The organism is Paenibacillus sp. Y916 (assembly GCF_056786435.1).
In genome coordinates, this window is the sequence record NZ_JBXCJA010000007.1 from 74,245 (window position 1) to 87,719 (window position 13,475).

A 13,475-nucleotide genomic window follows, 5' to 3' on the forward strand; every position below is an offset into this window, starting at 1 on the left:
AACCTACAATTTATGTGCACAGAAGATGATTTAAAAGACTCAAGTCATAGCATTAAAGACATGGTGGATACGCAACTTGAATTAACATATAGCAAATTGTAGAATATAGAGATTATATTCCAACTTGGAGGAACGCACCCATGCTAAAGCACAAAGCTTTAACACGCATCACACTTGCCATCATACTTTTAACAACAATCTTCTCAGGAGTAGCATACGCTGCCTCTTCTACCAGTATTGACGTGAACTTTTATAACTTAAAGTACTTCTTCAATGGCGTTGAAAAGAAAGCTGCTGAGGATAACAAGGGGTTCATTTACAAAGGAACGACTTACGTTCCACTTCGATTTGTAGCGGACAACTTGAACCAAGATGTAAAGTGGAATGGCGACACACACACCATTTCAATGACTCCGAAGAAATTTGGGGCAGAAACTGGCGGTAACGTGACTGATGCTGAGCGTTTAAAAGAAGCTGAGCAAAGAATCGCTGAACTGGAAAAAAGACTGAAAGATCAAGGATCGTCATCGTCACATGACGGATGGGTCACGTATGAAACGAAAAACTTGACACTACATTTCACATCGAAAGCCGATGAGAAGTTTCACTATCTTTACACAGAAGCTGAAGATATTTTGAAGGCACACGAGAAGTTCTTCGGTGCTAACACGCTAACGAAGAAAGTAGAAATATGGATACATGACGGGGACGGTATCTTCAAAATCGACGCCGGGGCATTCTATAACGAGCAGCATAATGCCATTAAACTTGCGGCAGAAGAATCATATAATATGGCTGGAGATGATGCAGTCCGATTCGTCTTTGCTCATGAATTGGCTCATGCTTACCAACATCAGAAATGGGATATTCACAAGCTTGGGTCAACGCTAAGTGGCAGATTAAACTGGCTACTTGAAGGACAAGCCGACTACCTTGCTAAGAAAGTGCTTGGATACTCTCAGTATGGTTCCCACTCCGATCCAGCAGGTGACAAGCGTGATCTTGCATTTTATAAGAAAGAACTACAGACACGTAATAGCGCATCAGGATGGGCACCGATCAATTGGAGTAACATCCAGTCATTTGCCGACTTAAATGCCTATCCAAATGAATACTTTGCTTTTGAGAGCATGGTGTTCTTCTTAGAACAAAACTACAGTCATGATCAATACTTGAATCTCTATAATGAAATAGCGAAAGGATCTCTGCCTTCCACCGCCTTCAAGAATGCTTATGGCAAATCCGAAGAAACACTCGTTTCGGAATACAAGAAATACCTTAGCGCTGAGTAAATAATAACAATCAAAAAAGAGCCCCTTAATTGTCGATGTTTCTACATTCGGTTAAGGGGCTTGTCCAAGCCTTACTTCAAAACTAATGCGATCCATCATTTGTTGCTCTCGTGGTCTTCCTGCAGTTGAACGGATATAGCTTTATTATGATTCAGAAGGACCCTGAAGACCTGACCTCTTGGTATTATCCCCTTTAAATAGAACGCCCCTCGTATTCCGATTATTCTTTCCAACTAGTAAACAAATGCAACAAGAGCAAAGATTTGCACATTGTTAATAATCCTGTTATTTCCCATAATTAAAGCGTATACAATTATTATTCAACATAGCTTATACTGCTAAGGGGGATTTTTCCATGTATAATGTGCTGCTTGTTGATTCAAACCAAATCTCACTCCATCAAACAACTAATCTAATTCAGCGATTAGATACTCATTTTAAAGTTACTGCTAGTACTACACAATTCCATCATGTTACTCAATTAATTGAGAAACAGCAGTTCTCGCTTATTGTTATAAACATTAAAGGCTACAATTCAAGCGGAATATTACTTTGCAAAAAAATCCGTAATCAAAGTCGTATTCCGATCATTCTTTTAGGTGGAAAAGATGACTTCCAACTTGCTAGAAAAGCATTAACGTATCAGGTCAATGATTATTTAACCAATCCATTGCGAGAGTGCGCCCTAAAAACAAGTTTGTCAGCAATTAAGAAAGCGCTTACTCATCAGTTGTCATATGAACCAAATAATTTCTCCTATTCTACAATGCCTATAAAGAAAAATAGATCCACCATCTCGATTATCGAAACCATTAAAAAATATGTACAGGATGATATGCATCAAAATGTAACATTGAAAAAAATTTCGAGCATCTTGCATTTTAACTGTGCCTATTTAGGTCAGAAGTTCAGATTGCATGAGAACATGTCTTTCAATGATTATTTACTTCAACAAAGAATGGAAAAAGCAAAACTATTACTTAAAAAAACCGATATGAAAATATATGAAATTGCTAATGAGGTAGGCTATACCGAAATTGACTGGTTTTACAAAAAGTTCAAACAATATACTGGTTTAAGCTCCAATGAGTACCGCAAGAAATATGATTTTTCTCAAGCCAATTGAATAACCCAGCAACAAAAAAACACCAGCTACCTGGTGTTTTTTTGTTGCTATTTCATCATTTTATATGTTCCATTAACTAGCTTCGTAAAGTGGAAATAATCAATATCAACGTAGCCGCCAGTCTCTAAACTTGCATAATTAAATAGTCCGATTCGATACCCCATAAAATGATCCAACGTATATTTCATTTCTAAAGGACGTCCTATTTCGATCCATTGCCCATCTTCTGAAGCGTAATAACATGTTGCAATATCTATACTGTTTTCAAAATTAAATTCAATTTTGAAATAGATGATACTATGGTTATATGGAACAGATTCAACTACCGCTTCCATGCCCTCACCATCGTTCACGCTCATCACGACAACTTTATCGCCATTGCTCTCTACTTTAACACCAACAGTACCAAATAGATTCTGCAAGGCAATCAATCCAGCATAATCACCATACTTCATATTGGAAATATCCATTACAATCGTTGCTACACATGCTGGGCCTTCCGTACGTTGAGTCAGCGTGTTGCGTGCTTTAAGTACACTATCTACAACATTGCCAGTCGTTAATCGTAGATGACTGTCTCGCTTCGTCACGGACCATAGCTGGTCGTTCGGATTATGATTCCATTGCCAATTCAAAGCCAATTGATTGTCTTCATAATCGAACTCGTCACTCATTACAATTGGTTTACTAGGTGTGTAAGGAAAATCTGTTGCAAACTTTTCTGAAGCCTTTCCATCTATACCGATGATCGGCCAGCCATCAAGCCATTCAATAGGCTGTACGACCGGTATTCGTCCAACTGCATCATGATCCTGAAATAATAGCGTATACCACTGATGATCTTGTGTTTCAATAATACCTCCTTGGGCAATTCCTTTATTTCTATAGCCCATATCATCATCCAAAATAATTTTCCGTTCATAAGGTCCTAGAAGCTTAGAGGAACGATAGCATACTTGTCTGCGACGCTTATTGCCTACTGTCGGCCATTCGATAAAAAACAGATAGTACATTCCATCTATTCTATACGCATGACATCCTTCACAACGTAGACCAATACCTTCACTTTCAGTTTCTAATAATAGCTGAGCGATTCCGCCCTCTTTGATTGCTGTTGCATCTGCTGTCAACTCGGTAATATAAATACCGCCATTTCCATATATAACAAATACTCTATCTTCGTCAAATAGTAAGCTTGGATCATGGATTAAGCCATTGATTACAGAGCGTTGCCAAGTTCCATTTTCAATATCATTGGTTGTGTACATATAAAACTGATGCATGTCATTGCTTGAAAAACATACATAAAACAGGCCATTATGTTCACGCAAACTAGCTGCCCAAGAGCCTTGACCATAGATGTTTTTCCCATCAACCATATTATGAGCATCATTATTCTCGAAGCTGTCATAGACGTAATTAACGATCTCCCAGTTCAACAAATCTTGGGATTTCATAATAGGACAACCAGGCATAACATGCATACTTGTACTAACCATATAATAATGATGACCGACTCGGATAATATCTGGATCTGGTACGTCCGCCCAGATGATTGGATTAGTAATTAACCCGTTACCCATCTTACTATCCCTCCCTTACGATATAGATTCATTTAGCAAGATTAACCACATTCCAAAATGATTCCTTTGGCGTGTTACGATCATTCATATAAAACTATATCGTTTGATCATATGAACAACAACCCGTTGAAAAGCGGTACATATACCTGCCTAGTTATGGATATGAGGCAAGGTCCTTTTGTTTAGAAATTAAGCAACCTGTTGGCATAAGCATTTCTGTAATCCGTAGGAGTAATACCCATGCTTTTCTTGAAAGCTTTTGTGAAGGATTGGCTGTCTGGAAAAGCAAGCTGGACAGAAATCTCAATGATTTTTTGATTCGTATCTGTCAGCAAAAATTTCGCTACCTCCATCTTCTCCTGTATCATAAATTGTTTTAATGAGATTCCAGCCATCGAAGAAAATAAGCTGGAGAGATGTTTCGCGTTATATCCGAAATACTTAGCAAGTTGATACACTTTTAAATTCTCATGACGATGCCACTTGATATAATCCACGATATCATTGAATAGTTGCTGATTCATTTTCTTTTTGGATTGATTGTGGAGAACGAATGTTTGATTGTAAATCTCACATAGAATACTTGTCGTTAAATAATTGTTTAAAGTCTCCTCGCTATAGCTGCGTATGGAATCCTGCAATTGCTTCAGCATCACAATGAGTTTCTCAGGGCTACGAAGTACACCTGTTTGTGGAATGACTATGACTTCAGGCTTATAAACATGCTCATAAGCGGTATCTACAAAACTTTCAAAATCTTGCGTAGTGAAATGTAACCAATAGAAGCTGCAATCAGATTCTTGAAAACCATATTGTTGGGTACGAGGAGGCATGAGCAAAAACTCCCCTTCCTTCAATGTAAAGTGTTCTTTGCCGTTGGATAGATACAATGTACCTCGTGTTTGTATAAATAGCTCATAATCCAGTAGAATCCGGTTCATATGTGTCCATTCAGGGAAAGGCGAAACAAATTTACCCGTCATGTCCAGTACGATCGGCTTATCCACTTTAAATTGGTAAAAGATCATTAGACTCATTCCTTCGCCTTTGACTTTTTCACACTTCGAACAGACTCATTCTATCAAAGGGATATCTATAAATCCATGATTAATAGGTACTTGGATAGAAAGAAGCCCAATATTAAATTATAAACCCCTTCCCTTTTGACACCAAATCCAACCTTCTCATATTTCCCTAAATGAATAAACAAGATAAGCTTAAGTTAGTCTTCTGAAGGAGAACTTTACTACATATGGAGGAATCTTAATGAATAATACTACATCGGGAATAGCAGCTTTGAACAATATCGATTTGAATCATGTCCAGCTTACCGGAGCTTACCATGTGAACGCATTCGAGAAGGAAATGGCTTATTTATTAAGTTATGACGCCGATCGATTATTAGTTGGTTTCCGTGAGGTTGCAAGCTTACCAGCTAAAGCCACCATCTATCCTGGTTGGGAAGATACAGAGATCAGAGGCCATACATTAGGCCACTTTTTAACAGCATGCGCCCAGGCTTATATGCAGAACCGAAACGCAGACTTGCTTGCTAAGCTAGAATACATCATAGATGAATTATCTCTCTCTCAATTGGATAATGGGTATTTATCTGCCTTTCCAGAGACACTATTTGATAATGTAGAAAAAAAGAAACCCGCTTGGGTTCCTTGGTACACCATGCACAAAATTATTGCTGGCCTCATTACCGTTTATGAGGGAACTGGTAACCAAACAGCCTACGACATCGTAGCAAAGCTGGGAGATTGGGTAGCAGATCGCACTTCTAAATGGTCTAAGGAATTGCAGGAAACAGTCCTCGCTGTGGAGTATGGTGGCATGAACGATTGCCTTTATGATCTCTTCAAACTAACCAAAAGTTCACGGCATTTAGAAGCAGCTCATCAATTCGATGAGATCAACCTCTTTGAGGCGATCCATAATGGTCAGGATATCCTTAAGGGGAAACATGCTAATACTACTATTCCCAAATTCCTGGGTGCGTTGAACCGCTATTTGACACTAGGGGAAAGTGAAACTTTCTATCGGGAAGCTGCTGAGAAGTTTTGGGATATGGTAGTTTATCATCATAGCTACATCACGGGTGGAAACAGTGAATCCGAGCATTTCGGCGATTCTGATCTGCTCGATGGTAAGCGTAGTGACATCACTTGCGAGACCTGTAATAGCTACAACATGCTGAAGCTTACCCGAGAACTTTTTAAGCTGACACAGGATATCAAATACGCAGATTTCTATGAGACTACCTATATGAACGCCATTCTCTCCTCTCAACATCCGGATACTGGAATGACGATGTATTTTCAGCCTATGGCTACAGGATATTTCAAAGTGTACTCCTCTCCATTTGAGCATTTCTGGTGCTGTACTGGAACTGGCATGGAAAGCTTCACTAAGTTAAACGACAGCATTTACTTTCAACTGGATCAGCAGTTATATGTCAATCAATATGTGAGCAGCCAGTTAGATTGGTCTGAACAGAACATAAAGATTACACAAAACACAGAATTCCCTTATACCGATACGGTACAATTAATGATTGAGACAGTTGATCATAGTGATAAACACTTCACTATGTGTCTGCGTATTCCCGAGTGGGCCTCAGGAGAAATCAAATTTACTATTAACGGCGAGAATATTCAGCCGAAAGTTAGAGATGGCTATGCACACATTGAAAGGGTCTGGAAGAATGGAGACTCCGCTCAGTTACGAATCCCTATGGCGCCCGCCTATTATCCATTAGCAGATGCACCAAACGTCGTCGGTTTCAAATATGGTCCAGTCGTATTAAGCGCAGCATTGGGTACGGAAGATATGATCGAATCCAAAACAGGCGTAATTGTCAGCGTGCCAACCAAGCGAATGCTTGTTAAAGACTTTGTCACTCCCGTTGGAATGAACGTACAAGAATGGTTTAACGACTTCGATCAGCATTTCGTCCGGTTGAACGATGATTTAGCCTTTGTGCTGAGAAATACGGATGAAGAAAAGAGGCTAGTCTTTACCCCGCATTTCAAACAACATAACGAGAGATACGGGATTTACTGGAACTTTGTCGAAGCTGATTCAGACGCATTACGTGATCATCAGAAGAAGAGTCATCAGCAACTTCTCCTTAAAGAGAATACTATTGACAGTGTGCAAGTAGGCAACGACCAATACGAGTTGGAACATGACATCCAAGGCGAGCATACTTATGCAGGTAGTTTTGAGGGACTGAATGGAAGACGAGCAGAGGCTAACGGATGGTTCAGTTACGAAATGAAGGTCCTACCAGGACAAAGAAACGGACTAATAGTTACTTTCAGCTATTTAGATGCCGATAGAAGCTTTGGAATATGGGTTAATGATCATTTGCTAGCAACGGAAACCGTTCTAAACCATGAAAGAAAACGAGAATTCTATGATAAAGTAATCGAAATTCCTGTAAGCCTAATTGCCAAAGATCAGGATTCAATCGTTGTCAGATTTGCCCCTGTAATGGGCGGATTTAACGGAGTTTATGGTATTTTTCGGACTATTAAGCTATAGCTTTCACATGAATACTCCCGTGTTTTTACAAGTTATTATTAATGTAGGGTCGTTAAAAGGCAGCCGTCAACTTATGACGGGCTGCCTTTTTTGATCAGTTGATAGTTAGTTATTGTCTTGTGGATGGGTCAGCCACAGCCCAAAAGCCTGGTTTGGCGTGTAGCTGTTTATCGAATAGAAAAGGTGCTTCCGTGCGGGTAACAGGGAATGTACTTAACCATGTATGGTCATCGGCAATGCCCCAAAATACGACACCACCAATAATATCCTTATGTGCTTTGAATGCTTCAAACAACTCACCGTAACGGTCAGCCTGCTTTTGAAGGATCTGTTCTGGAATTTCATCACCATAATCATTATGATCATTCCATACGTATAAGCTCATATCTAGTTCAGTTACAAGATTATCAAGACCTAACTCAGCGAACATCTCCATAGACTCCATAATTGAGCTAACGGGTGGCCAATTTATATTGATATGAGTTTGGTGACCAACACCATCGATAGGTACTCCTTTATCCAGCATTTCTTTCACAAGTTGAAATAGTCGATCCCGCTTAGCCACATCATCTGTACCATAATCATTAATGTATAGCTTAATATCAGTTCCCCCTGCTTCACGGGCTACGCGAAATGCAGTCTCAATAAATTCTGTTCCTGTTACTTTGTACCATTCGCTAGCGCGCATGCCATCCGGGTCACCTGGCTCGATAACTTCATTCACAACATCCCATGATTTTATATCGTCTTTATAGCGACTAACAATCGTTCTTACATGAGTATCAAGACGTTCAAGCAGCAGCTTTTTATTTGCCTGACGCTTAGCGTCGTCTGTCTCGTCCACCATGGGCTTACCTTCATTATCTTTAAAGAACCAATCTCCTACTTGAGTATGCCATACTAATGTATGGAAACGAATTTCCATATTATTAGCTTTAGCAAATTCAACAAGTTGATCTGCTTGGGTCCAATTAAAGTTTCCTTCTGTAGGCTGAAGCGAGATAGGCTTCATCGTATTTTCAGCTACAAGCCAATTGACATGTTTTTTTAGTAAGTCAGCCTTTAGCCCACTTGTTTGGAATGGCTCAATCGCTGCCCCAATCGGAAAGTATTCCGAGTATGCCTCGTATAGTGAAGGAATATCTTCTTCTACTGATGGCTCTACTGATTCCTTAACAATTACTTCTATAGTTGGAGTAGGTTCCGGCTCATTCGTTGGCTCGATAACTGCATCAGCGGATTCATCTTCAATGTTTACAACCTCATGTTGACCGTTGTTTTCAGCAATCGCATTATTATTGTCTGCTTGATCATTTCGCGAGAAATTAACTATAAATAATATCAACGCTAGAATGATAACAGTTCCAGCAATAGCTAATATTTTTTTGTTGAATTTAGGATTCACTACTTAAACCACCTCTACGTGAAATTAGAAACGCCATGCGCGAACTAGTCAAACTACTATGTTCCACGCCTGGCGTTCTACTTATTTACTATTTATCCAACAATTCCTGTACGTTCAATACTTTCTACAAAATAGCGCTGAACAAATAAGTAAATAATAATTAATGGTAGAATAGCTAGCAATATTCCTGTGTCCTGAATCATGCTCAAATAAAACGGATCCACAGTCGCCCCAACTCCACCTTGGAGAGTAGCAGAAACATTATAAGGTAATGATGCCAACTGTGTTGACATGACCTTTCCGCTTGTTAAATAGGTGGTCGTAAAGAAACTATCATTCCATTGCCATACGAATGAAAAGAGCGCAACCGTAACAATGGAAGGTATTGCATTAGGTAGCATAATGCGCATGAATGTTGAAGGGACACTTGCACCATCCATATATGCGGCTTCTTCAACCTCTTTAGGTATTCCCCTAAAAAATTGCCTAAAGATGAAAATATATAGTCCTGCTTTAAGAGAACTTGCCGTAATAGACGTTAGAATAAATGGCCAATACGTATTTAATAGATTGATAGATTCCCCCCCGTTAATCAAAGGGATGAGCCCCATTAGTGTAAAGTCATTCATATTAAGATAAAGAGGAATCAAAATCGTCGAAGGTGGCACCAGAATCGTAAGTATGACGCCTCCAAAGAGTAAATTGCTACCTCTAAATTTAAGCCGGGCAAAAGCATAACCTGCCAGTGCGCAAGATGCCGCAGTTAGAATCGTCATTACCCCTGAAAGTGTAAATGTGTTAAACAATGTCTTCCAATAATTCATTATAGACATCGCCAGTCTAAAATTGTCTAGCGTATAAGTTTCTGGAATCCACACCACAACGGGTGAATAGAGATCCGATTTATCTTTAAACGCTGTAGAAATTTTCTGTAAGATTGGGAACAGGATAACGAACGATAGACCTGTAATAAGCGTCAGTCTTACGAACGACCAAATCCAACGCTTCCACTGTTCCAGTGACAATAATTTACCTACAATCTTCAACTCATTCATCCTCCTTCTAATCATAATAAAATACCCTTTTGGATACTATGTATGAACTGGCCGATAGAATAATCGCAATCGCCAGGAAGTATATCCATGCCATCGCCGAGCTGAGACCAAAGTTGAATGAGGTAAAGCCCGTTTGTCGGATCAAATCTGTCATTGCATTTACAGAGAAAGAGTCAATAATTGTATATATCATATTCACAAAAATGAGTGGACTCACCATAGGAAAAGTGATTTTCCAAAATGATTCATATCCAGTAGCCCCCTCCATAGTAGATGCCTCATACAACTGAGAAGGAATCGTCTGGATCGCTGCAAGGAATATTAGTATTTGTACCCCAGATTGGCTAACAATCTGATAAATACGGTCAACTGCCCCCGTTAAATATAGAACGATCACTTCACTTACTCCTGCCCTAATCATCAATCTTTCCAGTTCAAAGGCGCCCATCGCGCTAGAAAAACCAGATCCGATGTTCTCATCATTAACGGCTTGAATCAAGCTTGAACTCTCAAGACTAAGGATGATTCCTGAGGCTAAGATGACAGGCAAGAAAAAGACTGATCTCGCAAAAGCTCTTCCTAGAAACTTCTGATTCAGCAGCACCGCTACAAAAAGACTGAATATGACGATTAAAGGAACGTTAACGACCATATTCACAATAGATTCCACTAATGAACGATTAAAACTCGTATTAACTGTCAGTGCATTAATATAATTTGCTAAACCTATAAATTTGATGTTTAAGCCTTCTGAACTGGCTACAACGGAGCTAAAGCTGTACCGCAGGGAATCCACCAATGGAACGAGAAAGAAAAAAATGAATCCTACGAGCCATGGGAAAGCAAATATTATCCCCCATAACGCCTTTTGTTGTAGATAAGTCCTTTGTTTCATACCGAGCTTCTTCAAGACTGTTCACCACCCGTAATATAGCTCTCGGCATCAATTGTTCTGCCGTCAATTGTCACTTGTGAATGGTTATAATTCACAATCACGTACATGCTCTCGTAAACCGTTTTATAGACGCCTTCAGCCAGCTTTTCGTGAGCGATGATTCGCTCATTCTGAACATTCCGTAAAACCTCGTTCACGTTGTTATAAATCTCAGATGCCTGATCTATCCATAACTCGTAATTTACTGCATACAGATTGTTATAATCAGTATCCTTCACCGTATGATTCGGTTCATAAATCCACTCAAAGTAGACCCCAGATCCATACTCCAAGCATTTCAATATATATTGCTCCATATTCGTAAATGTAGAAAGGTTATACGGTGCACCCGTATAGTTAATGGATCCTCGAACTACCATTTGATAAAAAGGAATCTCTTCATCTGTAATTTTGAATTTGCTACTGGACATTGGAGCATTCGTTATATCCGTCACAAAAGGAAGGGCATAGGAATTTCCGCCATTAGCCAGCATACTTAAATTCGCTTCACCTATTTGGTTCAATGCATTGATAGACAACTTTTCAGATTCTGTCCGATCAATTTGCTTATTTTTACGATAATCACTGTTCAATTGATCAGCTAAGTCCCGTAACGATATGCTTTGAATTGGAAGATCCAACAGATCATTTAACATGTCATCGACATAACTATTAACATATCGTGGTGAAATAATATAAGAAGGAGTGCGTGTTCTATCACGACCATTTAGTCCCATATCATAAGCGAATGTTCTAGCATGAATCCCTTTTATCGTTCTCGCGGCAGCCTTAGATGTATTAAACTTATCATCTGTATATGCTGTCAGTAAGGCAACGTCAGGATAAAAGGATATCTCTTGTTCTTGTGTGAACGCCGTGAAATCACGAAAACCCTTGCTACCACCTACTACTTTATCAATCGAAACATTTTTCGGAACACTGTGATTCAAACCATTATTGAACCAACCAGAATACTGAAGCTTGATGTGGTTAATATCAAGCTGTTTCATCTGAGTAATGATGTCTTTTGTTTGCTCAAATGTCGTAAGTGGTTCTAGTGATTCATAAGGTATTCCTACAATTTGCTTTTCTTTATCTATGCTTCCGATCACTTTCAAGAAGAATGGAGAATCCTCTGACTTGTTATCTGTTGCAAGCTGAGAAAGCCCATTCGTTTCCAACAAATAACTTTGGTAGTATTGAGCCATCCCCTCATAGGACGCCTCTTCTCCATTGAGGAAAGCATATCGAATTGAAAAATCAGACTCCATCTTATTCTCTTGAAACCTTGGTAGTGAACGCTGTTTCCCATCCGCATTCAGGGTGACTTCACCCTTATTAAGCACAGTAAAAATAGGGTGTACATAGTTGTAACTATTTAATTTCCCACTGATATCGGCATGAATAGATGCAGCTGCGGCACCATCCTCAATAATACCTAAAAATGCACTGCCTTCACGAATAATGCCAAACACAGGTAGCCTAATTGACTCTTCACTCACGGTCGATACGTAAGATTCCATCGTCATATCTGTTCCGTAAACTTGCTGCTGGTATGCTGAATACTGGGTTTTGCCATTGTTGAAGTGAATGAGTGCTCCTGAACCATCGGGGACAAATATAGAGCCTTCTTCTTCTTCCCCTCCTGCTCCAAAATAGTTCATTATGGAAAGCTGGCTGACAGGATAGTCCTCTGGGTATTGAATGCTTGAGCTAGGGATTTTTGCAAGAAGACTATTAGCGTCCAACGTATATTCAATCGCCGCCTGAAACACTCTAGCTTCAGAGATAGGTTGATCTAACTCATTTTCTTCAATATCCTTTAAAAAGTCTTCTTGTGTATATCCTGCATCCTCGAAAGCTTGAAGCGCACGCTTAAGTCGAATCCCTTGAAGTATTTTATCGTTGCTTCTCACATATAGCGATTTTTCTACATCTTCGGTATAGGCAGTTTTTAAAGCACTCTGCCCCGTTTCGTCTAATTTACTTGCTAATTCTTCGAAGCGGCTTTTGCTGATGAGCATTGGCAAATCATTCAATGTTTTCTCATACTTACCAAATTGATAGGTCACTCTAACGCCATTAGAAATTGGTTCAAACCTAATCTGATTATAGACTGCACTATCTGTCTTGGAGTTGATTGAATTGACCTGTCCAGACATATTGTAGTAATCGAGTTTCATTTGTGAAGTTAACAATTGCTTGTTTATCCCCAAAGCAACTGTATCTAATTCACTTTCAGGAGGATTGCTATACCAAATCTCACCACTATTTTTATCGATAACGGCAATTTCTCCTGTCTGCTCCATCACCAACAATTGTAAGTTATCATTCTCGACAATCCCCTTCATTCCCTCAACTCTTGAATCCGTAAAGGAGGCCTTTAACGATTCTCCCGGTATGAATTCCTCTGTAAGCGCAGCATTATCCAATTGAAGCTCATCCGTTGAATTTGAACAACCTGCAATTATAATTGCGCCTATAACAAGTACTATCATTAGAACATTTCTAGTCTGTATCATTTGTGC

9 protein-coding genes are annotated in these 13,475 nt (G+C 39.4%); 3 read left to right on the forward strand and 6 right to left on the reverse strand.

The window, feature by feature from the left end:
• Positions 1–140: 140 nt before the first annotated feature.
• On the forward strand, positions 141–1,292 hold the full coding sequence (locus AC1TO9_RS15780) for a stalk domain-containing protein (protein WP_482059801.1): 1,152 nt from the start codon (positions 141–143) through the stop codon (positions 1,290–1,292).
• A gap of 355 nt (positions 1,293–1,647) precedes the next feature.
• Positions 1,648–2,418: a helix-turn-helix domain-containing protein gene (locus AC1TO9_RS15785; RefSeq protein ID WP_482059802.1), complete on the forward strand. Its 771-nt coding sequence runs from the start codon at positions 1,648–1,650 to the stop codon at positions 2,416–2,418.
• Positions 2,419–2,465: 47 nt separating this feature from the next.
• Here AC1TO9_RS15785 and AC1TO9_RS15790 read toward each other — a convergent pair whose 3' ends face one another.
• Positions 2,466–4,001 carry a glycoside hydrolase family 43 protein gene (locus tag AC1TO9_RS15790; protein ID WP_482056392.1) on the reverse strand — a complete coding sequence of 512 codons (1,536 nt, stop codon included), beginning with the start codon at positions 3,999–4,001 and terminating at the stop codon, positions 2,466–2,468.
• A gap of 182 nt (positions 4,002–4,183) precedes the next feature.
• Complete coding sequence (locus tag AC1TO9_RS15795; RefSeq protein ID WP_482056391.1) at positions 4,184–5,029, reverse strand: AraC family transcriptional regulator; 846 nt, start codon at positions 5,027–5,029, stop codon at positions 4,184–4,186.
• 238 nt (positions 5,030–5,267) lie between these two features.
• On the opposite strand from AC1TO9_RS15795, the gene AC1TO9_RS15800 reads away from it, so the two are divergent.
• A complete protein-coding gene (locus AC1TO9_RS15800) occupies positions 5,268–7,553 on the forward strand; it encodes a beta-L-arabinofuranosidase domain-containing protein (protein WP_482059803.1) in 2,286 nt (761 codons plus the stop codon).
• Positions 7,554–7,662: 109 nt separating this feature from the next.
• On the opposite strand, the gene AC1TO9_RS15805 is transcribed toward AC1TO9_RS15800, so the two are convergent.
• The 4 genes from AC1TO9_RS15805 to AC1TO9_RS15820 all read right to left on the reverse strand — a co-directional run bounded on the left by AC1TO9_RS15805 (position 7,663) and on the right by AC1TO9_RS15820 (position 13,469).
• The gene (locus tag AC1TO9_RS15805) at positions 7,663–8,958 is read right to left on the reverse strand and encodes an endo-1,4-beta-xylanase (RefSeq protein WP_482059804.1); all 1,296 of its coding nucleotides are present in this window, start codon (positions 8,956–8,958) and stop codon (positions 7,663–7,665) included.
• A 92-nt stretch (positions 8,959–9,050) separates the two neighbouring features.
• Positions 9,051–10,013, reverse strand: coding sequence for a carbohydrate ABC transporter permease (locus AC1TO9_RS15810; RefSeq protein WP_482056388.1), 963 nt, complete (start codon positions 10,011–10,013; stop codon positions 9,051–9,053).
• A gap of 7 nt (positions 10,014–10,020) precedes the next feature.
• Complete coding sequence (locus AC1TO9_RS15815; protein ID WP_482059878.1) at positions 10,021–10,908, reverse strand: carbohydrate ABC transporter permease; 888 nt, start codon at positions 10,906–10,908, stop codon at positions 10,021–10,023.
• A gap of 11 nt (positions 10,909–10,919) precedes the next feature.
• On the reverse strand, positions 10,920–13,469 hold the full coding sequence (locus AC1TO9_RS15820; RefSeq protein WP_482059805.1) for a DUF5696 domain-containing protein: 2,550 nt from the start codon (positions 13,467–13,469) through the stop codon (positions 10,920–10,922).
• Between the last annotated feature and the right edge of the window lie 6 nt (positions 13,470–13,475).